Origin of the sequence: Streptomyces sp. NBC_00667, assembly GCF_036226825.1 — a bacterium.
Classification (GTDB): Bacteria; Actinomycetota; Actinomycetes; order Streptomycetales; family Streptomycetaceae; genus Streptomyces.
Window position 1 is genome coordinate 2,119,504 of sequence record NZ_CP109022.1, and the last position, 23,448, is coordinate 2,142,951.

Sequence of the window (23,448 nt, forward strand, 5' to 3'; positions counted from 1 at the left end):
GCCGCGTGATAATGCCCGCGTGATCATTGACGACGGGATGTTGTTCCGGCAGGCCGGGGAGAAGGACGCCGGCACGCTGGTGAAGCTGTACGACCAGGCCGCCCGGTGGATGCGCAAGAACGGGATCGACCAGTGGAAGCCCGGCGAGAAGGACGTGGCGCACTTCCGCGCGCGGATGCGCGACGGTGAGGTGTGGCTGGCCGAGGACGCCGACGGCCGGGTGGTCGGCGCGTACGAGCTGTGGTGGTCCGACGAGGAGGCGTGGGGCGTGCAGCCGCCCGTGGCCGGCTACGTCCACCGGCTGATGGTGGAGCGCGAGGCCGCGCCCCCGGGCGCCGGCCGCCGCATACTCGAACACGCCGAGTGGCGGATCGCCCGGACCGGGCGGGAGCGCTCCCGGCTGGACTGCGTCTCAACCAACCCGCGGCTGCTCGGCTACTACCGGGACGCGGGCTACCGGGTCGTCGGCGAGTTCCCGTCCAAACAGGCCGCGGACGGCCGGGTGTACGGGGTGATCCTGATGGAGCGGCGCCTGGACGTGGCCTGAGGTGGTGGTGCGGCGGCGCACCACCACCTCGGGCCGGCCCGGGCCCGAGGGCCGTCAGTGGCGGCCCCGGGTGAAGACCGCGACCGTGCGGGCCGGGGCCTTGAACTCGCCCGTGGCGGCGTCGTACGTCGCCTGCTTGACCGTGCTGTCGGCGCCGGCCGCCTGCACCGGGTGCAGGGCGTACGCGGTGCCCGCGAGCGCTGCCACGCGCTGGGTCTGCGCGGTGGGGGTGGCGTTGAAGACGACCACCAGGTCCCCGGCGCTCATCGTGATCACCCCGGGTGTCTCCGCCGTCCCCGACAGCGGGAACGCCACGCCCGACTGGACCGCTTGGGCCGTGGTGAGGGCGAAGGCGGGTTCCGTCGTACGGATGCGCAGCAGGTCGCGGTAGGCGGCCGAGGCGCCGTCGATCTCGGCGCAGCCGGGGGCCGCGGTGGTCAGCAGCGGTTTCGCATAGGGCCACTTGGCCTGGTTGTCGGCGGCGGGCGGCAGGCCCCGGCCGAAGCCGTTGCCGTCGTGGCAGTCCCAGTGGATGGCGTTGAACCAGTCGCCACTGTCGAAGGAGTTGCGGTCCAGGGACTTCGAGCGGAGCAGGTCGGTGCCGGCCTGGGACAGGGACGGCCCCTGCGAGAGGGTGGTGACGGCCAGGGCCAGGACCTGCATGCGGGCCCGGTCGGCGGCCGGGGTCCCGGCGGGCAGTTTGTAGGTCAGCGCGTCGGCCAGTGTTTCGTTGTCGTGGGCGTCGGCGTACGCCAGGGCGTCGCCGGGGGCGGCCGCGTACCCGGCCGGGGCGCCGTTGTAGTCGAGCTCGGAGCCCGTGGTCCGGCGGCCGGTGGTGTCGGTGAAGGCGTAGGAGGCGAGGTTACCGGTCAGCCCGACCTTGATCAGGTCCTGGTCGTGAAGGAGCCGTGCGCGCTGCTGCTCGGGGCTCCCGTTCGCGGGGGCGGCGTTGGGGTCGGTGAACAGGCCCGAGGCGAAGCCCTGGACGCGCGGGTCCTCGTCGAAGGGGCCGCCGCCGCGGACCGCGTCGCGGGCCCGGTCGGAGAAGGTGGCGATCCCGGTGCCGGCCATGTTCTTCTGCGTCGCCTGCACGAACCGGGCGTCGTCGGCGACTTCGCCGAAGTTCCACCCCTCCCCGTAAAGGATGATCTTCTTGCCGTCGACGCCGTCCTTCTCGACGGTCAGGGCGTCGAGGGCGGCGCGCACGGCGAGGATGTTGGCCTTCGGATGGTGGCCCATCAGGTCGAAGCGGAAGCCGTCGACCTTGTACTGCTTGGCCCAGGTGACGACGGAGTCCACCACGAGACGGCCCATCATGGCGTTCTCGGGCGCCGTGTTGGAGCAGCAGCTGGAGGTGGCGACGCTGCCGTCGGCGAGCAGCCGCTGGTAGTAGCCGGGGACGATGCGGTCCAGGACCGACCCGTCGGACTGGCCCGACGCCGCCGTGTGGTTGTAGACCACGTCCATGACGGTGCGCAGCCCGGCCCCGTTCAGCGACTGCACCATGCGGCGGAACTCCACGGTGCGGGCGGTGCCGTCGGGGTCGCTGGCGTACGAGCCCTCGGGCACGGTGTAGTGCAGCGGGTCGTAGCCCCAGTTGTAGGCGTCCTTGGCGGCCGCGGCCGCGACGCAGGCCTGCTGCTGCTCCGAGTCGGGGGCGTACACCTTGAGGTCGCAGGCCGGTTCGGTGCGGTCGGAGGGCTTCTCGGGGATGGTGGCGATGTCGAAGGCCGGCAGGAGGTGCACGTAAGAGGTGCCCGCGGCGGCCAGCTCGCGCAGGTGCCGCATGCCGGCCGAGGCGGTGTCGGTGAAGGCCAGGTACTGGCCGGGGTGGGCCGAGGTGCGGTCCGCGATCGAGAAGTCCCGGATGTGGAGTTCCTGGATCTGCGCGGAGGTGGAGGGTACGGGCGCGGGCTTGCGCAGCTCGCGCCAGCCGGGCGGCGACAGCTCGGGGTCGGCGAGGTCGACGGCCAGGCTGTAAGCGGAGTCCGTGGTCAGCGCGGTGGAGTACGGGTCGGTGACGAGGTTGCGGACCACCTGGCGGACGGTCGGGGCCCAGACGGTGACGGCGTACCGGTAGCGCTTGCCGGTCCAGCTCCGCTCGCCGCGCACCGACCAGACCCCGGTGGTGTCGTCGCGGTGCATCGCGACGGTCCGGCCGTCGAGTTCGAGGGAGACCTGCTGGGCGGTGGGCGCCCACACCGACAGGGTGGGGCGGCCGTCCTTGAAGACGGGGCCGAGGGGGGTGGTGGTGGCGTACAGGTCGTCCAGGACCCCGGCGAGCTGCACTCCGGTCGCGGCCAGGACGGCTCCGTTCGCCGCGCGGGCGCTCGCGACGAGCTGGCCGCGCAGGGCGCCCCGGACGCGGTCGCGGTCGCGGGGGTCGATCGTGTAGGCGGCGTAGGAGGCGAGGTGCGGGAACTTCTGCTTCTGGGCGGCACTGAGCTCGGAGCGGTTCAGTCGCAGCCACTGCGCGCCGGCCTCGTGGAGGATGCCGTCGGCCGCGGTGACGGCGCCTTCGCGGGAGGCGAGGAGCTGTACGGAGGCGGCTGCCGCGGGCGCGTTCCAGGCGACGGTGTCGCGGTCGATCCAGACGGCCCCGGCCTTGGTGAGGTCCAGGGCGGCGGCCGATCCGGCGGGCTGCGGCAGGAGGTACTTCTCGCGGCCGCCCAGCATCCACACCTCGTGCCCGGTGGACCTCAGGTCCAGGGACTGGTCGGTGGGGAGGTCCTTCTCGTCGCCCTTGTGGAGGATGTAGCTCAGGCTGGTGGCGCCGGCGGCGAGGGGGACCTCGTAGACGGCCCCGAAGGAGTCGGTGCGGACGGGCGGGAGCGGCTTGCCCCAGTCGGTGGGGGTGGCGGCGCCGGTCCAGACGTGCAGACCCCAGCCGTCGTAGGCGCCGTCGGGGCGCTGGTAGTGCAGGACGGCTTTGGTCGTGTCCTGCGGCGGGTAGGCGGGGCGTTCGGTGCGGACGGCCTCCTGGCCCTGCTCCAGCCAGATCTCGCCGGTCCTGGTCACGTCGAGGGTGCGGTCGGCGGTGACGTCCTTGGTGCCGTCCTTGTCGATGACGAGGTAGCCGAGGGAGGAGGCGCCGGGCCTCAGCCGGACGTGGGCGAAGGCGCCGTACGCGTCGCGTCCGGTGAAGTCGTGTCCGGCGGGCCAGGGCGTCGCTTCCCCGTCCGCGAGGTCGCCCCAGGCGTACAGCCGCCAGTTCGTGTAATCGCCGTCGGGGCGGTGGTAGTGCACGACGGCGTAGTCACGCTGGGTGGCGGTGGGGACGTCCACGGGCGGGGCCTGTCCGGCGGTGGAGGCGGCCGTCGCGCTCGCGGTGCGGCCGGAGGCGTCGATGACGACGGCCTTGTAGCGCAGCGGGGTGCCGGGGGCCGCGGTGACGTGCTGGGTGACCTTGTACGGGGCGTGGTCGGCGGAGCCGAGGACCTGCCAGGGCCCGGTGCCGCTCTGCGCGGCGAAGACGACGCGGTCGAGGGCGCCGCCGGTGACGTCGGCGGTGAGCTCGACGGTGCCGGTGGCCGCCGCCGGGGCCTTGAGGGTGACGGCGGGCCGGCTGGTGGGGGCCGGCAGCGGCGTGACGCCTTGCAGGACGACGGAGCCGAGGGCGGGGACGGTGACGGTGAGCTTGCCGGCGGCATCGGCGCGCGGGGCGTCGGCGCCGCCGTACAGGGTGCGGTACCCGGCGCCGGCCGGGGCGTCGAGCGTGACGGTACGGGGCTGGTCGCCGTTGTTGGCGGCCACCAGGTACTCGGTGCGGCTGCGGGGGTCCGTGCGGGCGAAGGCGTACACGGAGCCGTCGGCGAGCCGCTCGCTCTGGATGCCGTCGCGCAGGGCGGGGTGGTCCTTGGTCAGCTTCGAGAGGGCGCTGATCTGCCGGTAGAGCGGGTGCTGGGGATCGTAGGCGTCACTCGCGTGGGTGCGGGCGGTGCCGAGCTGGTCGTCGTCCAGGTAGTCGGCGATCCGGGTCGCGAACAGCGGCTGGCGGGCGTCCTTGTCGCCGCCGGAACCGGTGAAGCCCTGCTCGTCGCCGGAGTAGACCACCGGGTTGCCGCGGGAGAGGAACATCAGTTCGTTGGCGAGGCGGTAGCGCGCGAGCAGTTCCTGCTCCGCCGCCGCGGGCCGGTCCTGCTTGAGGAAGGACCCGAAACGGCCCATGTCGTGGTTGCCGAGGAAGGTCACCTGCTCGTAGGCGTTGGCCTTGTCGGTGGTGTACCGGTAGTCGTCACCGAATACGGAGGCGAGCCGCCCGGCCGCCGCGCCCTGGGAGGCGTACGCGCGGATGGCGTCCTGGAGCGGGAAGTCGAGGGTGGCGTCGAGGCGGCCGCGGGTCACGTACGGGGAGGTGACGGCGGTGTCGGCGGAGTACACCTCGCCGAACATGAAGAAGTTCTTCCGGCCGTGCCGGGCGGCGTACGCGTCGAGCGCGGTCGCCCACTGGGTCCAGAACTCGGTGTCGACGTGCTTGACGGTGTCGATGCGGAAGCCGTCCACACCGAAGTCCGCGACCCACTTCTCGTAGATCTTCTCCATGCCGGTGACGACCTCGGGACGCTCGGTCCACAGGTCGTCCAGGCCGGAGAAGTCGCCCTGCTCGGCGGACTCGCCCGCGAAGGTCGAGTCGCCCCGGTTGTGGTACATCGACGGATCGTTGAGCCAGGCCGGCGACTTGAGGTTCTTCTTCGCCTCGGGGACGAAGGGGGTGCGCGCGAAGGTGCCGGGGCCGGTCGCGGGGAACTTCTGCTTCCCGTCAGCGTAGTCCCGGTCGTCGAAGGGCACCCCGTCCTTGGTGAGGTAGGGGAAGGCGCCCTTCGAGAGGTAGTCGTGGGAGCCCTCCCGGTAGTCCACGACGTCGGCGGTGTGGTTGGTGATGACGTCGAAGAAGACCTTCATCCCCTTCTTGTGCGCCTTGTCGATCAGGCGCCCGAGGTCGGCGTTGGTGCCGAAGTGCGGGTCGACCTGCGTGAAGTCGGTGATCCAGTAGCCGTGGTACCCGGCGGACGCGTCGTTGCCCGTGCCCTGGACCGGCTGGTTCTTGAAGATCGGCGCCATCCATATGGCGGTGGTGCCGAGCCCCTTGATGTAGTCCAGCCGGTCCGTCAGCCCCTTGAGGTCACCGCCCTGGTAGAAGCCCTTGTCCGTCGGGTCCAGGCCGGTCTGCAGCCGGGAGCCGGTCAGCCCGCCCCGGTCGTTGCGCGGGTCGCCGTTCGCGAACCGGTCGGGCAGCACGAAGTAGAACTGCTCCCGGGTCAGGTCGTGGCGGGCGGGCTCGGCCGCGAGTTTCGCGTCCGAGGGCGGGGGCGGTGGCGCCTTTGCGGCGGCCGCCGCCGGGAGGGCGGGCAGGAACGTCACGGCCAGGGCGGCCGCGAGCACTCCTGCGACGACGGGGCGTATCACTGCGGATCTCCTTGGAGGGGACGGGGAAGGTCAGCCGCGCCAGGCGTCGGTCAGCGTGACCTTGCCGTCGGCGGGCACGGTGGCGGTGCGGTTGGGACCGCTCTCCCAGGTGACGTTCCCGGCCGCGTCCTTGCGGAGGTACTTGTACGCGAAGGCGGTCCCGGCGGGGAGGGTGACGTCGAGCTTCCAGACGGGGTAGGCGGCCGGATCGAGCACCGGGGCGCTGCCGGTGTTCCAGTTGCCGAGGGCGCTCTGGTCGCCGGTGACGTAGATGCTCTGGCCGGGCACGGTGGTGGCGTTCACGGCGAACGAGGTGCCGGCCGCGACCGGCGCCGGCGCCGTGCAGGTACGGGCGCCGACGTGGAGGGCCACGGCCGTGTTCGCGCCGAGGGTGGCCGTGAACTGCCCCGACGTGCCGACGGTGACCGTCCGCCCGCTCTGCACGTCGCAGTAGGCGCCGGCCGGGAGCGAGGTCTGGAAGGTCCGGGTCAGGGCCGAGGCCTCGTGGTTGATGGCGACGTACGCCTTCGCCCCGCGCCCGAAGGCGATCTGGTCCCCGCCGTTGTCCCACCAGTCGGTGACGGCCTGGCCGCGCGCCGCGTTGCGGAAGGCGACCATGGAGGAGATCTCGCGCCAGGCGTGCTGGCACTTCCAGCCGTCGGCGTAACAGGCGTTCACGGTGCCGCCGCTGGGCGGACCGGCGTCCTTGTCGGTCCACTCGTAGCCGGAGTGCACGTCGGGCGAGCCGTAGGGCCAGGCCAGCATGAAGACGTTGGCGAGGGTGTAGTCGGCGCCGTACTTGTAGTTGAGGGTGTCGCCGCCGCGCTCGGTGTCGTGGTTGTCGACGAAGACGGCCGCCTGTCCGCCGGGCAGGTACCCCCATGCCTCGCCGAAGTTCTTGAGGTACGCCAGGTTCTCGTTCTCGAAGACCCGCTTGAGGTCACGGCCGTAGCGGAACTCCTGGACGTCGCCGGTGCCGAGGTACTCGCCGGGCTGGACGGCCTCCCCCGCCCCGTAGATCGCCTCCAGCTTCCAATAGGCGTTCGGGTTGGTCAGGCGGGACTTGATCGCGGCGAGGTCGCCGGCGGGCATGTGCTTGGCCGCGTCGATCCGGAAGCCGTCGACGCCGAGGGAGAGCAGGTCGTTGAGGTACCCGGCGATCTGCCCCCGCACGTGGTCCTCACCGGTGTCCAGGTCCGCCAGCTGTACGAGCTCGCAGTTCTGCACGTTGGCGCGGTCGGTGTAGTTCGAGATGGTCGCCCGGCAGTCGTCCATGTCGGAGCCGGAGTACAGGCCCGGGTAGTCGTACTTCGTGTACGAAGAGCCCCCCGTCCCGGTCCCGTCACCGGCCGCCATGTGGTTGATGACGGAGTCCGCGACGACCTTCACCCCGGCGGCGTGACAGGCGTCCACCATGCCTTTGAATGCGGTCCGGTCCCCGAGCCGCCCGGCGATCTTGTAGCTGACGGGCTGGTACGAGGTCCACCACTGCGCGCCCTGCACGTGCTCCTGCGGCGGCGAGACCTGCACGTACCCGTACCCGGCGGGCCCCAGGCTGTCCCGACAGGCCTTGGCCACGGAATCGAACCGCCACTCGAACATCACGGCGGTCACGTCCTTCGCCCCGGGCGGGGCGGCGACGGCGGGGACGGCCTGCGCGCTGACGCAGGCGGCGGCGAGCACGGTGGCGGCGAGCAGGGCTCTGGGGGCACGCGGAATCGTCGGCATGGGGGTTTCCTCCTGGCGGAGAGGCGCAGTACAGACGGGGGAACGGACGTCGAACAGGCGGGGATTGCAGCGACCGTAGGTCCCAGACCATCCACCTGCAAGACCTTGCGCAAGAGATTGCAGAAATGTTTCCGCGATGTGTCCCGACTTGCGCCCGGGGGGCGGGGTCCGCACCCCCGCCGCGCCATGCCGGGCAGGGCACCGCCCCCGTCCGACCGGAGGCACCCGGGGCCGCGAGGCGGCCACCGGCGCCCCGAATAGCGGGCAGAAATCCGAGGGAAAACCCTGCCCATACCTACCGCGGCAAGCACAGAATTTCGGAGCGGGCTCGGTGAACATTTCCCTCCGCGGAGGGACTCACCCGGTTTTTCCCCGACCCCCTCGGCCATACCGTGCTACTGTGATTTCAGTTGCAGTTGTGGTTCCCAAACTTTCAGCCCCACCACCGGACGAAAAATCCGGCGGAGGGCTTCTGTGTGCCGGAATTTCCCGGGCGGGCGATCATCGCGGCGACTTGAGATCCGCACAGTGCGGACTCTGGGCTCGTGCCCCGAAGGAGATTCGACATGGCTAATGGCACCGTGAAGTGGTTCAACGCCGAAAAGGGTTTCGGTTTCATCGAGCAGGAGGGCGGCGGTCCTGACGTGTTCGCCCACTACTCGAACATCGCCTCCCAGGGCTTCCGTGAGCTCCAGGAAGGGCAGAAGGTGAGCTTCGACATCGCGCAGGGCCAGAAGGGCCCGACCGCGGAGAACATCGTCACCGCCTGACACCGGCGCATCGTCACGCAGCTGGGGCCCGCACCTTGGGGTGCGGGCCCCAGCTCGTTGCGTTACCCGCGCCTCCCCTTGTCTCCGCCCGCCTCCCACGGCCCGCGCGAGCACCCACCGGGTGCTTCACTCCCCCGGTTTCCCACGACTTTTCCGTCCGAATGGCCGCCGCACTCCCGGCACCCATTACGGCGCCCACGTCACGGCACTCCGGCCGGCATTCGACGCCGCCCGTCACCACTGCCGTCGACATTCAGTCGGCTCGTTCCTGTGAATTCGCGCGGTCATTCCGATGCGCTGCTGAATTCCCTCGACGCGTGCCGTCCCCGTATCGAGGAAGGTTCAGCATGAACCGCACACGCACGAACGACCGCTCCCCCCGCACCCGCGCCGCCGGCGGCTCCACGAACCGCGGCGCCCGTTTCGGCTCCCCCAGCCCCACCCGCTCCGGCTCCCCCGCCCGCTCCGGCGGCTACGGCCGCCGTCCGGCCGCGCTCCAGGGTGAGTTCGCCCCGCCCGTCACCCTCACGCCGGCGCTGCCCGCCGTCGAGGCGTTCGCCGACCTCGACATGCCGGAGCAGCTGCTGGCCGCCCTCGGCGCCGAGGGCGTCTGCGTACCGTTCCCGATCCAGGCCGCGACGCTGCCCAACACCCTCGCCGGACGCGACGTCCTCGGCCGCGGCCGTACGGGCTCCGGCAAGACCCTGGCCTTCGGGCTCGCCATGCTGGCCCGTACGGCGGGGCAGCGCGCGGAACCGCGTCAACCGCTCGCCCTGGTCCTCGTACCCACCCGTGAGCTCGCGCAGCAGGTCACCGACGCGCTGGCGCCGTACGCCCGCTCGCTGAGGCTGCGCCTGGCCACCGTCGTCGGCGGCATGTCGATCGGCCGGCAGGCCGGCGCGCTGCGCGGCGGCGCCGAAGTCGTCGTCGCGACGCCGGGCCGGCTCGCGGACCTCATCGAGCGGGGTGACTGCCGGCTCGACCAGGTGGCCGTCACCGTGCTCGACGAGGCCGACCAGATGGCCGACATGGGCTTCATGCCGCAGGTCACGGCCCTGCTCGACCAGGTACGTCCGCAGGGCCAGCGGATGCTGTTCTCCGCGACCCTGGACCGCAACGTCGACCTCCTGGTCCGCCGCTACCTGACCGACCCCGTGGTGCACTCCGTGGACCCCTCGGCCGGCGCGGTCACGACGATGGAGCACCACGTGCTCCACGTCCACGGCGCCGACAAGCAGGCCACCACCACCGAGATCGCCGCCCGCGACGGTCGCGTGATCATGTTCCTGGACACCAAGCACGCGGTGGACCGCCTGACGCAGGACCTGCTGAACAGCGGCGTGCGCGCCGCGGCGCTGCACGGCGGCAAGTCCCAGCCCCAGCGGACCCGCACCCTCGCGCAGTTCAAGACCGGGCACGTCACGGTCCTCGTGGCGACCAACGTCGCGGCCCGCGGCATCCACGTCGACAACCTCGACCTCGTCGTCAACGTCGACCCGCCGACCGACCCGAAGGACTACCTCCACCGCGGCGGCCGCACCGCCCGCGCCGGGGAGTCGGGCAGCGTCGTCACCCTGGTCACCCCGAACCAGCGCCGTGACATGGTGCGGCTGATGGCCGCCGCCGGGATCACCCCGCGGACCACCCAGGTGCGGTCCGGCGAGGCGGAGCTGAACCGCATCACCGGTGCCCAGGCCCCCTCGGGCGTCCCGGTCACCATCACGGCGCCCGTGGCCGCGCGCAGCACCCGCGGCGGCGCCGCCCGGCGCGGCCGCCGCCCCGGCGGCAACCGCCGGTCCTTCGGCGCAGCCGCGTAGGACCGCTCACCCCCCTCCCGACAGCTCCCTCCCACCCTGTGAGGTCCCATGCGCTGCGTCATCGCCCGCTTCCCCTTCGAGCTCACCAAGAGCGGTGTGCTGGACGCGATGAAGGGCGTCAAGCCCGAACCGGTCACCGGTGACTCCGTCATCATCGGGCGGCGCCAGTACCCGGTGAAGCAGGTGGGCGAGGCCGTCACCCGACAGGACCGCCGCGATTTCAGCGCCGCGGAGGTCACCCGGGCCATGACGGCACTCGGATTCACCTGCCGGTCGGCCACCCCGCTCCGCCCGGCCGCCCCCCTGACCCCCCTGCAAACGGCCTCGGCCCTCCTGGGCCTGACCTCTCCGGGGGCGGCGTCGGACGGGTTGCAGCGGGTGTAGCGGTCCCCGCCCCGGTGCACCGCACTCGGGCGCGAGGCGGGCCGGGGCGGGGGCACTACAGCCCCCGCACCTGGCCCGTCGAGCCGCGGACGACCAGTTCCGGCTGGAAGACGTACTCCGTGCGCTGGACCGGGGTGCCGGCCACCGCTTCGAGGAGGGCTCCGACCGCTGCCGTGGCCATCGCGCGGACCGGTTGGCGGATCGTGGTCAGCGGGGGGTCCGTGAAGGCGATCAGCGGGGAGTCGTCGAAGCCGACCACCGACACGTCCTCCGGGACGCGCAGGCCCCGCTCCCGGGCCGCCCGTATCACCCCGAGCGCCATCGGGTCGCTGCCGCACACGATGCCCGTGCAGCCGCGGTCGAGCAGTGCGCCCCCCGCCGCGTGGCCGCCCTCCACCGTGAACAGCGTGCGCTGGATGAGGCCCTCCCCCTCCGCCCCCGGCACGGCGGCGGCGAACGCCGCCTCCTTGCGGGCGGAGGGGACGTAGCGCGTCGGGCCGATCGCCAGGCCGATCCGGCGGTGTCCCAGGTCCTCCAGGTGGCGTACGGCCATCTCGGCCGCAGCCCGGTCGTCCGGGGAGATGAACGGGGCGTTGACGTGCTCGTTGAAGCCGTTGATCAGGACGAACGGGACGCCCCGCGAGGAGAGGCGCTGGTAGCGCGAAGGGTCCAGCGTGGAGTCCGCGTGCAGCCCGGACAGGAAGACGATCCCCGTGACCCCCCGCTCCTCCAGCTGCTCCACCAGCTCGTCCTCGGTGGCCCCGCCCGGCGTCTGCGTACACAGCACCGGCGTGTACCCGTGCCCCGCCAGGGCCTGCTCGATGACCTGCGCGAACGCCGGGAAGATGGGGTTGGTGAGCTCGGGGATCAGCAGCCCCACCAGGCCGTTGCTGCGCCGCTTGAGCCGCACCGGCCGCTCGTAGCCCAGCAGGTCCATGGCGGCCAGCACCCTGTGCCGGGTGCCGGCCGCCACGCCCGCCTTGCCGTTGACCACACGGCTGACGGTCGCCTCGCTGACCTGGGCCTGCGCGGCGATGTCCGTCAGCCGCAGCGGGGAGGTCACCCCTGCCACCACACCGCCGTGTCGGCCTCCAGGACACCGGGGTCCGCGACGTCGCCGCTGGCGAGGAGCACCGTGCCGGGCGGGGACATCCGTACGGCCTCACCCGTCGTGTTGACCGTGCACACGAAGTCGCCCCGCCGGAAGGCCAGTACGCCGGCGGGGGCGTCCAGCCACTCCACGGCGTCGCCGGCCCCGAGCTCGGCCCGCTCGCGGCGGATCCGCAGCGCCGCCCGGTACAGCTCCAGCGTGGAGCCGGGGTCACCGGTCTGCGCCTCGACGCTCAGCGCCGCCCATTCGGCCGGCTGCGGCAGCCAGCTGCCGCCGTCGCCGAAGCCGTACGGTGCCTCGGTTCCGGACCACGGGATCGGTACGCGGCAGCCGTCGCGCAGCCCGTCCTGGCCGTTCTCCTTGAAGAAGGACGGGTCCTGGCGCACGGAGTCCGGCAGGTCCACCACCTCCGGCAGGCCGAGTTCCTCCCCCTGGTAGACGTACGCCGATCCCGGCAGCGCCAGCATCAGCAGCGCGGCCGCCCGCGCCCGCGCCAGGCTGCCGAACCGGGTCCGGTGCCGCACGACGTCGTGGTTGGACAGCACCCACGTCGTCGGCGCCCCCACCGGCCGCATCGCGTCCAGCGAGTCGTCGATGGCGCCGCGCAGTGCGGCCGCATCCCAACCGGTGTTCAGGTAGTGGAAGTTGAAGGCCTGGTGCAGCTCGTCGGGCCGCAGGTACATGGCCGTCCGCTCCGCGCTCGGGGTCCAGGCCTCGGCGACGCCGATGCGGTCGCCCGCGTACTCATCGAGCACCTTGCGCCAGGAGCGGTAGATCTCGTGGACCCCGTCCTGGTCGAAGAACGGCAGCACCTGGTTGCCGAGCAGCTTGAGCTGTTCGTCGCGGCCGAGGTCGGGCAGGCCGGGGGCCTTGACCAGGCCGTGGGCGACGTCGATGCGGAAGCCGTCGGTGCCGAGGTCGAGCCAGAAGCGCAGGATGGAGCGGAACTCGTCCTGCACCGCGGGGTGTTCCCAGTTGAAGTCGGGCTGCTCGGGGGCGAACAGGTGCAGGTACCACTGCCCGTCCGCGACCCGGGTCCAGGCCGGCCCGCCGAAGATCGACTCCCAGTCGTTCGGGGGCAGGGAGCCGTCCGGACCGCTCCCCGGGCGGAAGTGGAAGCGTTCGCGCAGCGGGCTGCCCGGCCCCTCGCGCAGCGCCTGCTTGAACCATTCGTGCTGGTCGGAGCAGTGGTTGGGGACGAGGTCGACGATGATGCGCAGGCCCAGCGCGTGGGCTTCGCGGATCACGGCGTCCGCGTCGTGCAGGGTGCCGAACATGGGGTCGATGGCCCGGTAGTCGGCGACGTCGTAGCCGGCGTCGGCCTGCGGGGAGGCGTAGAAGGGGCTGAGCCAGACGGCGTCGACGCCCAGTTCCTTCAAGTAGGGCAGCCGGCTGCGGATGCCTTCGAGGTCCCCCATGCCGTCCCCGTTGGAGTCGGCGAAGCTGCGCGGATAGACCTGGTAGATCACCGCTTCTCTCCACCAGCCGGGCCGCGTTGCGGTCGTGGCGGGGAGTGCGTCGGCGAGGTGCTGGGTCATGGTGTCCTTGGAGAGGTCGGGCCGGAGCGGGGAGGCGGGCAAGGGTGGTCAGCCCTTGGTCGCGCCCGCTGTCATACCGGCGACGAGGTGACGCTGGGCGAAGAGGAAGAAGAACGCCGCGGGGATGGCGATGAGGACGGAAGCGGCGCTCATCGCACCCCAGTTGGAGGTGTACTGGGTGACGAAGGTCTGCAGGCCACCGGCGAGGGTGAGGTGCTCGTCGCCGACCATGAACGCGGAGGCGTACGCGACCTCGCCCCAGGCGGTGATGAAGGCGTAGAAGCCGGTGACGGCGAGGCCGGGCTTGGCGAGGGGCAGGATGAGGCGCCAGAAGGTGCCGAAGGGGTTGAGCCCGTCGACGCGGCCGGATTCGTCGATCTCGACCGGGATGGTGTCGAAGAAGCCCTTCATCATCCAGGCGCAGAACGGCACGGCGATGGTGAGGTAGGTGATGACCAGGCCGACGGGCTGGTTGAGCAGTCCGAGCTGTCCCATGAGGTTGTAGAGCGGGACGATGAGGATGGCCATCGGGAACATCTGCGTGATGAGCAGGGTCCACATCAGCGGCTTCATGCCGGGGAACTTGAACCGGCTGACGGCGTATCCGGTGGTGGCGGCGATGAACACGCCGAGGACCGTGGTGATGCCGGCGACGAGGACGGAGTTGCCGAACCAGGTGAAGAAGGAGGTCGACTCCACCAGGTAGCGGTAGTTGTCGAGCGTGGGTTCCTTCACGAAGTCCGTGGAGATGGCGTGCTTCGCGGGCTTGATGGAGGTCAGCAGGACCCACAGCACCGGGAAGACGGCGATCACGGAGGCGACGATCAGGGTGGCGTGCAGGCCCGCGGAGGCGAGGGGCGAGCGCTCGCCCCGCTTGCGGACGGGAACGTCGGTCGTCACGGTCACCACACCTCTCCCTGCTTGCGCAGCGAGCGCCGGTAGACCAGCGCGAAGATCATGAGCAGGGCGAGGATCAGCACGCCCCAGGTCGCGGAGCCGGCGAAGTCGCGCGGGCTGGACACGAAGGCCTCGCGGAAGGCCTGGGTCACGAGGATCTCGGTGGAGTCGCCGGGTCCGCCCCGCGTCAGCAGGAAGATCACCGGGAACATGTTGAAGGTCCAGATGGTGGAGAGCAGGATCACGGTCATGCTCACCGTCCGCAGACCCGGCAGCGTGATGTGCCGGAACCGCTGCCAGGGGGTGGCCCCGTCCATCTCGGCGGCCTCGTACAGCTCGCCGGGGATGGACTGCAGTCCGCCGAGCAGGGCCACCATCATGAAGGGGACGCCGAGCCAGACGTTGACGGCGATGACGGAGACCTTCGCCCAGGTGGGGTCGTCGAGCCACGGGATCGCGGAGATCCCGCCGCCGTCGAGGAGCTTGTTGAGGATGCCGCTGTCGCGGTTGAAGAGGAACCGCCAGGCGAAGACGGACACGAAGCCGGGGACGGCCCACGGCAGGATGAGCGCCATGCGGTAGGCGGCGCGGCCGCGGAACTCGCGGTTGAGCATGTTGGCGAGGGCCAGTCCGAGCGCGAAGGTGATCGACACGCACAGGACGGTCCAGGTGACGGTCCACACCAGCCGCTGCAGGAACACCGGGTCGGCGAGGACGTCCGCGTAGTTGTCGAGCCCGACGAACCGGTACGTCGCCTCGATGTGGTTGGCGCCGATGGTGCGGGCGACGTTGCGTTCGTTGGCGTCGGTCAGCGAGAGGTAGACGCCCCGGACGAGCGGCCAGCCGATGATCACGCCGAGCACGAGCACCACCGGGGCGATCATGGCCCAGGCGTACCAGTGGGTGGCGAGGGCGCGCCTCGCTCCGCCGCGGTTGTCAGTCATGCGGCTCCGGCCGCGGACGGCGGGGGCCTGCGGGCCCTCGACGTCCGCGGCCTTCGCCACCGACTGGCTGGTGTGAGCAGCCATCTTCTCTTCTACTTCCAGCCCTTGAGGATCTTGCGGAACTCGACGCCCGTCGCCTTCGCCGCGTCCTCGGGGGTCGCCGCGCCGGTGATGGCCTTGGTGTACTCGACCTTGAGCGGCTCGAAGAGGGAACCGTTCTCCGGGATCCAGGCGCGCTCGACGGCCTTGTCCACGGCCGGCTTGAAGAACTGGACCATCTCGCTGGACTTGACGTCCGGCTGCTCGTAGGCGGCCGTGCGGGTCGGCAGCAGGCTCAGCTCCTTCGCGGACTGGACCTGCACCTCCTGCGAGGTCATGTAGTCGATGAAGGCGTGCGCGGCGGCGCGGTTCTTGGAACCGGCGTAGACAGCGAGGTCGTGGCCGCCCTGCGGGGCGCCGGCCTTGACGGAGCCGGCCGGGACGGGCGCGACGCCGAGGTTGGCCTTGTCCTTGAACTGGTCGCCCGCGTAGGTGTCGGCGACGGCCCACGGACCGTTGATCATCATGGCGGCTTCGCCCGACTTGAAGGCGGTCTGCATGTTGGTCCAGCCGTCGGTGGCGTTGGTGATCGCCGCGCCGGAGGTGACCAGGTCACGCGCCGTCTTGAAGGCCTTGACGCCCGCCGGGTTGTCGACGGTGACCGTCTTGGTCTTCGCGTCGACCAGGTCGCCGCCCTCGCCGTAGATCAGCGGCAGGAACCAGTAGGAGTCGTCGCCGCGCAGGTAGAGGCCGGCCTTGCCGGTCTTCGCCTTGATGGCGGCGGCGGCGGTCTTGACCTCCTCCAGCGTCTTGGGGGGCTCGACGCCGGCGTCGGCGAGCATCTTCTTGTTGTAGAAGAGGCCGAGGGTGTCGATGACCTGGGGGACGGCGTAGGTCTTGCCCTCGTACTTGCCGCTGGCGGCGGCCTGCGGCAGGAACTCGGCGTCGACCTTCTTCACCGTGTCGGCCGGGACCTCGTCCAGGTAGCCGAGCGAGGCGAAGTCGGCGACCCAGCCGACGTCGGCGCGGATCACGTCAGGGGCTTCGGAACCGCTGCTGAAGGCGTTCTTCACCTTGTTCTGGGCGTCACCGTAGGGCACGTTGACGTACTTGACGGTGACCTTCGGGTGCTTCGCGGTGAACGCCTCGGCGATCTTCTGGAAGCTGGCCTTCTCCGCGTCGTTGGAGGTGTCCCACCACGTGACGGTCCCGGAGAGTTCCCCGCCGGACTGGGTGTCGCCGCCGTTGTCCTTGGTGTCCCCACCGCAAGCCGTCGCCGCGAGTGCCAGGGTCGCGACCAGCGCGGTGGCCGCTATGCCACGCCGCATATGAACTCCTTCGATGATCCCGGCCGCTTCCTCGCGGTCCCGAGTTGCCAGGAACGTAACAAGACTGAAAGCCGACCGAAAGACCTTGCGGCAACTTTCTGCAAGTGCTGGTGATCGTTACATCCGTGTGTCCGTACGGTTGCCGCGGCTTGCTGTTAGTTCGACGTACCTTCGAGTCGTCAGGCCCGCAACCAGGGGGCGTGTGCTCGCGTTGACCCCGATATGACCCATGAGCTGACCGCGTCCCGGCTTGCAAGCGCTTCCAGCGACGGGACCGCGAACGGCGGCTGGTGGCGCGATGCCGTCATCTATCAGGTGTACGTCCGGTCCTTCGCCGACAGCGACGGCGACGGCGTGGGCGACCTGCGCGGAGTCCGCGAGCGGCTCCCGCACCTGGCCCGGCTCGGGGTCGACGCCCTCTGGCTGACCCCTTTCTACGTCTCTCCCCAGGCGGACGGCGGCTACGACGTCGCCGACTACCGCGCCGTCGACCCCCTCTTCGGCGACCTCTCCGACGCCGACGACCTCGTCCGCGCCGCCCACGCCCTGGGCCTGCGGGTCATCGTGGACGTCGTGCCGAACCACACCTCCGCCCGGCACCCCTGGTTCCGTGCGGCCCTCGCCGATCCGGCGGCGCGGGCCCGCTACCACTTCCGGCCGGGACGCGGACCGGGCGGCGCGCTGCCGCCCAACGACTGGGAGTCCGTGTTCGGCGGGCCGGCCTGGACGCGGGTGGCGGACGGGCAGTGGTACCTGCACCTTTTCGCCCCCGAGCAGCCCGACCTCAACTGGGACCACCCCGAGGTCGCGGAGGAGTTCGCCTCGGTGATGCGGTTCTGGCTGGACCTCGGGGTGGACGGGTTCCGCGTCGACGTGGCGCACGGGATGGTCAAGGCCCCCGGCATGCCCGACATCGGCCACGGCGCGCAGGCGACGCTCATCGGTACCCAGCCGCTGCCGTTCTTCGACCAGGACGGGGTCCACGAGATCCACCGCTCCTGGCGGCGGCTGCTCGATTCCTACGAGGGCGCGCGGATCGGGGTCGCGGAGGCGTGGGCGCCGACCTCGGAGCGGCTCGCGCTGTACGTGCGGCCCGACGAGATGCACCAGGCCTTCAACTTCCGGTTCCTGAACTGCCCCTGGGACGCGGCGGCGATGCGGACCGTCATCGACGAGTCGCTGGCGGCCACCGCCTCCGTGGGGGCGCCGACGACGTGGGTGCTGTCCAACCACGACGTCGTGCGGCACCGGACCCGGTTCGGCAGCCTGGCGCGGGCGCGGGCCGCCGCGCTGCTGATGCTGGCGCTGCCGGGATCGGCGTACGTCTACCAGGGGGAGGAACTCGGCCTGCCGGAGGTGGCGGACCTGCCGGACTCCGTGCGCCAGGACCCGGCGTTCCACCGCTCCGCCGGGCAGGAGGGGTTGCGCGACGGCTGCCGGATCCCGCTGCCCTGGTCGGGCCAGGAGCCCCCGTACGGTTTCGGTCCGGGCGGCAGCTGGCTGCCGCAGCCGGCCGACTGGGCGGGGCTGAGCGTCGCCGCCCAGACGGGCGATCCGCACTCCACGCTGGAGCTGTACCGCGCGGCCCTGGAGCTGCGCCGCGCGCTGCCGGGACTGGGTGCGCCCGAGGCGGGCGGGCTGACCTGGCTGCCGGCGCCCGAAGGGGTGCTCCTGTTCACCCGGCCCGGCTTCGCCTGCACCCTCAACAGCCTCCCGGCGCCGCTCGAACTGCCCTCGCCGGGGCGGCCCGTGCTCTCGAGCGCGCCGGTGGAGACGGACGGGCGCACGGTGCTGTTGCCACCGGAGTCGTGCACGTGGTGGGCATTGTGACGTGCGACCGGTACAGTCCAATGCCGTGACCGCACGGCTAGCCGACATCGCAGCCCAGGCGGGGGTCAGCGAAGCCACAGTCAGCCGCGTGCTCAACGGCAAGCCCGGTGTGGCCGCGGGCACCCGCGAGTCCGTGCTGGCCGCGCTCGACGTGCTCGGCTACGAGCGGCCCGTACGGCTGCGCCAGCGCAGCGCGGGCCTGGTGGGCCTGATAACCCCCGAGTTGGACAACCCCATCTTCCCGGCGCTCGCGCAGGTGATCGGGCAGGCGCTGACGCGGCAGGGGTACACCCCGGTGCTGGCGACCCAGACGCCCGGCGGCTCCACCGAGGACGAGCTGACGGAGATGCTCGTCGACCGCGGGGTCTCCGGGATCATCTTCGTCTCGGGGCTGCACGCGGACACCACGGCCGATATGGGCCGCTATGACCAACTTCGCGCCCAGGGTGTCCCCTTCGTACTCATCAACGGTTTCTCCGACAAGGTGCGGGCCCCGTTCGTCTCCCCGGACGACCGGGCCGCGATGCAGCTCGCCGTGACGCACCTGAGCGCCCTCGGGCACACCCGGATCGGCTTGGCGGTCGGACCGAAGCGGTTCGTACCCGTACTGCGCAAGATCGAGGGGTTCCGGCTCGGCATGAAGGAGCGGCTCGGGCTGGACGGGGCCGCGACGGAGGAGCTGATCCAGCACTCCCTGTACTCGCTGGAGGGCGGCCAGGCCGCCGCGGCCGCGCTGATCTCGCGCGGCTGCACGGCGATCGTGTGCGCGAGCGACATGATGGCGCTCGGCGCCATCCGGGCGGCGCGGCAGCAGGGGCTGCGGGTGCCGCAGGACGTGTCGGTGGTCGGCTTCGACGACTCCCCGCTCATAGCGTTCACCGATCCGCCCCTTACCACGATCCGGCAACCGGTGCAGGCGATGGGGCAGGCGGCGGTGCGCACGCTGCTGGAGGAGATCGGCGGTACGCCGGCCCCGCACAGCGAATTCGTGTTCCTGCCGGAGCTGGTGGTGCGCGGATCGACCGCTTCGGGCCCGGGACAGCGGCGGGCCACGTAAGGGTTCCGGCAGGGGTCGGTGTACTCCCCAGGGCGGAGCGGCTGCGCCCAAGACCGTCCCGAGGGATGATCGGGGTCTGGAAGCCATCTGGCAGACTCTTTCCCCATGGGTGAAGCGAGCGTGAAGACACTGGAAACCCGGACGGACGTCTCGTCACCCCAAGTGACCGAGCAGGAGACCCGCCCGGGGTCCCGGAGCACTCTCCTCGCCCGCCTGCGGATGCCGCGCCGCCCGAGGATCTGGTTCGAGGTCCTGCTCATCGCGCTCAGCTACTGGACCTACTCGCTGATCCGCAACGCCGTGCCGGAGCAGAAGGCGGCGGCGCTGGCCAACGCCGACTGGATCTGGCGCACCGAGCACTCGCTGGGCATCGCCGTGGAGCACAGCGTCAACCACGCGGTCAACTCGGTGACGTGGCTCGTCGTCGGTATGAACTACTACTACGCCACGCTGCACTTCGTCGTGACGATCGGCGTGCTGGTCTGGATCTACCGCTTCCATCCCGGGCGTTACGCGGCCACCCGCTTCGTGCTGTTCGCGACGACGGGCGTGGCGCTGCTCGGCTACTACTTCTATCCGCTGGCGCCGCCCCGGCTGATGAACGGGCAGCGCTTCGTCGACACCGTGCTGGTGCACCACACCTGGGGTTCCATGGCCTCGGGGAACCTCAAGCACATGTCGAACCAGTACGCGGCGATGCCGTCCATGCACATAGGGTGGTCGCTCTGGTGCGGGCTGACGATCTTCGCGGTCGCGTCGGCGCCGTGGGCCCGCGTGCTGGGCCTGCTGTACCCGGCGGCGACCCTGGTGGTCATCGTGGCCACCGCGAACCACTTCTGGCTGGACGCCGCGGGCGGCATGCTCTGCCTGGCGTTCGGGTACACGGTCTCGGGGCTCTGGTACGGCTCCCTCCCCCACCGCCTGCCGCGCCGCCCCCGGGCCACCGACCCGCACCCGGCGACGGCCGCGCTCGTGAACCGCTTGCGCCGCCGGCCGGCCGCGTAACGCCCGCTACGACCCGTAGAACAGGTCGTCCACGACCGCGCGGGCACGGCGGGTGGTGCGGCGGTAGTCGTCGAGCATGTCGCCGACCGTGCCCTCCGCGTAGCCGAGGTAGCGGCCCACGGCGGCCAGTTCGCGCGCCTCGGAGGGGAAGGTGTCCCCGGCGCGGCCGCGGACCAGCATCACGGCGTTGCGGACGCGGGTGGCCAGTACCCAGGCCTCGTCCAGGATCTGCGCCTCGTCGGCCGGGATGAGGCCCGCCGCGTGCGCCGCGGCCAGGGCCTCGCGGGTCCGGGTCGTGCGCAGGCCCGGTTCGTTCCAGGCGTGGCGCATCTGCATCAGCTGGACCGTCCACTCGACGTCGCTGAGCCCGCCGCGGCCGAGTTTGGTGTGCAGGGTCGGGTCCGCGCCGCGCGGCATCCGTTCGGTTTCCATCCGCGCCTTGAGCCGGCGGATCTCCCGGACCGCGTTGTCGCCGAGGCCCTCCGCCGGGTAGCGCAGCGGGTCGATCAGCTCGATGAAGCGGGCTCCCAGCTCGGCGTCCCCCGCGACCGGTTCGGCGCGCAGCAGGGCCTGGCTCTCCCAGGTCAGCGACCAGCGGCGGTAGTACGCGGCGTAGGAGGGGAGGGTGCGCACCAGCGGCCCGGAGCGTCCCTCGGGCCGCAGGTCGGCGTCGATGAGCAGCGGCGGGTCGGCGGTGGGCAGCTGGAGCAGCCTGCGCATCTCGGCGATCACGGCCTGGGCGGCCTTCGCGGCCTCCTGTTCGTCGACGCCCTCGCGGGGTTCGTGGACGAACAGGACGTCGGCGTCGGAGCCGTAGCCGAGTTCGCGCCCGCCGAAGCGGCCGACGCCGATGACGGCGAAGCGGGTGGGCAGGGTGTCGCCCCAGTGGGACTGCACGGCTGCGCGCAGGGCGCCGCCGATGGTGGCGGCGGTCAGGTCGGAGACGGCCCGGCCGACCCGGTCGACGAGGGCGCCGGGGTCGGTTTCGGCGGGGCTGTCCTCGGTGCCGTAGGAGGCGATGATGTCGGCGGCGGCGGTACGGAACAGCTCCCGCCGGCGCACCCCCCGGGCCGCGGCGACGGCGGTCTGCGGGTCCTCGGCGCGGCCGACCGCGGCCAGTACCTCCTGTTCGAGCGCCTCGTGCGTACGGGGCTGGAGGCCTTCGGGGTCCCCGAGCAGCGCGACCGCCTCCGGGGCGCGCATCAGCAGGTCGGGGGCCAGGCGTCCGGCGGACAGGACGCGGGCGAGGTTCTCGGCGGCGGCGCCTTCGTCGCGCAGCAGCCGCAGGTACCAGGGGGTGCGGCCGAGGGCGTCGGAAACCTTGCGGAAGTTGAGGAGGCCGGCGTCCGGGTCGGCGGAGTCGGCGAACCAGCCCAGCATCACGGGCAGCAGGGTCCGCTGGATGGCCGCCTTGCGGCTGACGCCGGAGGCGAGGGCTTCGAGGTGGCGCAGCGCGGTGGACGGGTCCGCGTAGCCGAGGGCTTCGAGGCGCTGTCCGGCGGCGCGCGGGGAGAGCCGGGTCTCGCCGGGGGTGAGCTGGGCGACGGCGTCGAGCAGCGGCCGGTAGAACAGCTTCTCGTGGAGGCGGCGGACGACGGAGGCGTGCCGCCGCCAGGCCTTGCCCAGTTCGGCGACGGGTTCGGTGCGCAGTCCCATGGACCGGCCGAGGCGCCGCAGGTCGTTCTCGTCCTCGGGGACGAGGTGGGTGCGGCGCAGCCGGTAGAGCTGGATGCGGTGTTCCATGGCGCGCAGGAAGCAGTACGCGTCGTGGAGCTGGGCGGCGTCGGCGCGGCCGACGTAGCCTCCGGCGGCGAGGGCGTGCAGGGCGTCGAGGGTGGTGCGGGAGTGGAGGGTGGCGTCGCTGCGGCCGTGCACGAGCTGGAGCAGCTGGACGGCGAACTCGACGTCGCGCAGGCCGCCGGGGCCGAGTTTCAGTTCGCGCTCGACCTGGGCGGCGGGGATGTTGTCGACGACTCGGCGGCGCATCTTCTGGACGTCGGCGACGAAGTTCTCGCGTTCGGCGGCCTGCCACACGAGCGGAGTTATGGCCTCGATGTACTGGGCGCCGAGCTCGGGGTCGCCGGCGACGGCGCGCGCCTTGAGCAGCGCCTGGAACTCCCAGGTCTTGGCCCAGCGCTGGTAGTAGGCGAGGTGGGAGGAGAGGGTGCGCACCAGCGGGCCGTTGCGGCCCTCGGGGCGCAGGTTGGCGTCGACGGGCCAGATGGTTCCCTCGACGGTGGTCTCGGAGCAGATCCGCATCAGGTGGGAGGCGAGGCGGGTGGCGGCCTGGACGGCCGTGCCCTCGTCGGTGCCCCTGGTGGCGTCGCCGACGAAGATGACGTCGACGTCCGAGACGTAGTTGAGCTCGTTGCCGCCGCACTTCCCCATGGCGATGACGGCGAGGCGGCAGCGGGCCGCGTCCTCGGGGGCGGCGGCGCTCGCGATGCGCAGGGCCGCGCGGAGGGTGGCGGTGGCGAGGTCGGCCAGCTCGGCGGCGGTCTCGGCGACGTCGATGGTGCCGCAGACGTCGCGGGCGGCGATGGAGAGCAGGCAGCGGCGGTAGGCGACGCGCAGGGCGACGGGGTCGTGGGCGTCGGCGAGGCCGCGTTCGAAGTCGGCGAGGCCGGGGTGGAGGTCGGCGGCTTCGTAGGTGACGAGGGTGTGCCAGTCGCGGGGGTGGCGGGCGAGGTGGTCGGCGAGGGCCTCGGAGGCGCCGAGTACGCCGAGCAGCCGGTCGCGCAGCGGCTTGGCGCCGAGCAGGGTGTCGAGGAGCACGGGCAGCTCTTGCGGCTGCTGCGCCTCGGCGAGCCGGACGAGGCCGAGGAGGGCGAGGTCGGGGTCGGCGGTGGCGCCGAGCGCGTCGAGGAGTACCGGGTCGGTGCGTACGGAGGCCAGCACCGGGCTCTCCAGCAGCCGGGCGGCGGCGGAGGGGTCGGTGAACCCGCTCCGCAGCAGCCGGATGAAGGTGCTGCTCCTGCGTCCCGGGACTGTCATCCCGCCGCCTCCCGCGTGCGTCGCTGCCGGGGTTGGCCCGGCCGGCCGGTACC

General features: G+C 71.8%; 15 protein-coding genes. 7 read left to right on the forward strand and 8 right to left on the reverse strand.

What is annotated here, in order from left to right:
* The first annotated feature begins 19 nt into the window (after positions 1–19).
* Positions 20–547 carry a GNAT family N-acetyltransferase gene (locus tag OHA81_RS10040; protein WP_329194753.1) on the forward strand — a complete coding sequence of 176 codons (528 nt, stop codon included), beginning with the start codon at positions 20–22 and terminating at the stop codon, positions 545–547.
* 54 nt (positions 548–601) lie between these two features.
* Here the strand turns inward: OHA81_RS10040 and pulA are convergent, their stop codons facing one another.
* Complete coding sequence (gene pulA, locus OHA81_RS10045; protein WP_329194754.1) at positions 602–5,953, reverse strand: pullulanase-type alpha-1,6-glucosidase; 5,352 nt, start codon at positions 5,951–5,953, stop codon at positions 602–604.
* Positions 5,954–5,983: 30 nt separating this feature from the next.
* A complete protein-coding gene (locus tag OHA81_RS10050; protein WP_329194756.1) occupies positions 5,984–7,681 on the reverse strand; it encodes a carbohydrate-binding module family 20 domain-containing protein in 1,698 nt (565 codons plus the stop codon).
* Positions 7,682–8,247: 566 nt separating this feature from the next.
* Here OHA81_RS10050 and OHA81_RS10055 point away from each other — a divergent pair.
* From OHA81_RS10055 to OHA81_RS10065, 3 genes are all read left to right on the forward strand, one after another.
* Positions 8,248–8,451, forward strand: coding sequence for a cold-shock protein (locus OHA81_RS10055; protein ID WP_053678014.1), 204 nt, complete (start codon positions 8,248–8,250; stop codon positions 8,449–8,451).
* A gap of 347 nt (positions 8,452–8,798) precedes the next feature.
* Entirely contained in the window at positions 8,799–10,268 is a 1,470-nt protein-coding gene (locus OHA81_RS10060; RefSeq protein ID WP_329194758.1) for a DEAD/DEAH box helicase, read from the forward strand.
* 48 nt (positions 10,269–10,316) lie between these two features.
* Positions 10,317–10,652, forward strand: coding sequence for an SCO5918 family protein (locus OHA81_RS10065; RefSeq protein WP_329194760.1), 336 nt, complete (start codon positions 10,317–10,319; stop codon positions 10,650–10,652).
* 55 nt (positions 10,653–10,707) lie between these two features.
* Here OHA81_RS10065 and OHA81_RS10070 read toward each other — a convergent pair whose 3' ends face one another.
* The 5 genes from OHA81_RS10070 to OHA81_RS10090 are packed head-to-tail and all read right to left on the reverse strand — an operon-like array spanning position 10,708 to position 16,509.
* A complete protein-coding gene (locus tag OHA81_RS10070) occupies positions 10,708–11,727 on the reverse strand; it encodes a LacI family DNA-binding transcriptional regulator (RefSeq protein WP_443056493.1) in 1,020 nt (339 codons plus the stop codon).
* Positions 11,712–13,301 (reverse strand): glycoside hydrolase family 13 protein, encoded by a 1,590-nt coding sequence (locus OHA81_RS10075; RefSeq protein ID WP_329202146.1) that lies wholly within the window; start codon positions 13,299–13,301, stop codon positions 11,712–11,714. Before OHA81_RS10075 ends, OHA81_RS10070 begins: the two co-directional genes overlap by 16 nt.
* A 48-nt stretch (positions 13,302–13,349) precedes the next feature.
* Complete coding sequence (locus tag OHA81_RS10080; protein WP_443056495.1) at positions 13,350–14,207, reverse strand: sugar ABC transporter permease; 858 nt, start codon at positions 14,205–14,207, stop codon at positions 13,350–13,352.
* Positions 14,204–15,226, reverse strand: a complete 1,023-nt coding sequence (locus OHA81_RS10085; RefSeq protein ID WP_329194763.1) for a carbohydrate ABC transporter permease — start codon at positions 15,224–15,226, stop codon at positions 14,204–14,206. The genes OHA81_RS10080 and OHA81_RS10085 overlap by 4 nt, the downstream gene beginning before the upstream one ends.
* A gap of 8 nt (positions 15,227–15,234) precedes the next feature.
* Positions 15,235–16,509, reverse strand: coding sequence for an extracellular solute-binding protein (locus OHA81_RS10090; protein ID WP_329194765.1), 1,275 nt, complete (start codon positions 16,507–16,509; stop codon positions 15,235–15,237).
* A gap of 222 nt (positions 16,510–16,731) precedes the next feature.
* Between OHA81_RS10090 and OHA81_RS10095 the strand changes: the two genes are divergently transcribed.
* The 3 genes from OHA81_RS10095 to OHA81_RS10105 all read left to right on the forward strand — a co-directional run bounded on the left by OHA81_RS10095 (position 16,732) and on the right by OHA81_RS10105 (position 20,401).
* Positions 16,732–18,339: a glycoside hydrolase family 13 protein gene (locus OHA81_RS10095; RefSeq protein WP_329194766.1), complete on the forward strand. Its 1,608-nt coding sequence runs from the start codon at positions 16,732–16,734 to the stop codon at positions 18,337–18,339.
* A 25-nt stretch (positions 18,340–18,364) separates the two neighbouring features.
* Entirely contained in the window at positions 18,365–19,396 is a 1,032-nt protein-coding gene (locus OHA81_RS10100; protein ID WP_329194768.1) for a LacI family DNA-binding transcriptional regulator, read from the forward strand.
* A gap of 105 nt (positions 19,397–19,501) precedes the next feature.
* Positions 19,502–20,401, forward strand: a complete 900-nt coding sequence (locus OHA81_RS10105) for a phosphatase PAP2 family protein (protein ID WP_329194770.1) — start codon at positions 19,502–19,504, stop codon at positions 20,399–20,401.
* A 6-nt stretch (positions 20,402–20,407) separates the two neighbouring features.
* Here OHA81_RS10105 and OHA81_RS10110 read toward each other — a convergent pair whose 3' ends face one another.
* The gene (locus tag OHA81_RS10110) at positions 20,408–23,395 is read right to left on the reverse strand and encodes a bifunctional [glutamine synthetase] adenylyltransferase/[glutamine synthetase]-adenylyl-L-tyrosine phosphorylase (protein ID WP_329194771.1); all 2,988 of its coding nucleotides are present in this window, start codon (positions 23,393–23,395) and stop codon (positions 20,408–20,410) included.
* Positions 23,396–23,448 lie beyond the last annotated feature (53 nt).

What these genes read in the sequence shown, in the direction of transcription:
- OHA81_RS10050 (WP_329194756.1), bottom strand. Translation starts at nt 7,681, where the DNA reads ATGCCGACGATTCCGCGTGCCCCCAGAGCCCTGCTCGCCGCCACCGTG.
- OHA81_RS10055 (WP_053678014.1), top strand. Translation starts at nt 8,248, where the DNA reads ATGGCTAATGGCACCGTGAAGTGGTTCAACGCCGAAAAGGGTTTCGGT.
- OHA81_RS10060 (WP_329194758.1), top strand. Translation starts at nt 8,799, where the DNA reads ATGAACCGCACACGCACGAACGACCGCTCCCCCCGCACCCGCGCCGCC.
- OHA81_RS10065 (WP_329194760.1), top strand. Translation starts at nt 10,317, where the DNA reads ATGCGCTGCGTCATCGCCCGCTTCCCCTTCGAGCTCACCAAGAGCGGT.
- OHA81_RS10075 (WP_329202146.1), bottom strand. Translation starts at nt 13,301, where the DNA reads ATGACCCAGCACCTCGCCGACGCACTCCCCGCCACGACCGCAACGCGG.
- OHA81_RS10085 (WP_329194763.1), bottom strand. Translation starts at nt 15,226, where the DNA reads ATGGCTGCTCACACCAGCCAGTCGGTGGCGAAGGCCGCGGACGTCGAG.
- OHA81_RS10090 (WP_329194765.1), bottom strand. Translation starts at nt 16,509, where the DNA reads ATGCGGCGTGGCATAGCGGCCACCGCGCTGGTCGCGACCCTGGCACTC.
- OHA81_RS10095 (WP_329194766.1), top strand. Translation starts at nt 16,732, where the DNA reads ATGACCCATGAGCTGACCGCGTCCCGGCTTGCAAGCGCTTCCAGCGAC.
- OHA81_RS10105 (WP_329194770.1), top strand. Translation starts at nt 19,502, where the DNA reads ATGGGTGAAGCGAGCGTGAAGACACTGGAAACCCGGACGGACGTCTCG.
- OHA81_RS10110 (WP_329194771.1), bottom strand. Translation starts at nt 23,395, where the DNA reads ATGACAGTCCCGGGACGCAGGAGCAGCACCTTCATCCGGCTGCTGCGG.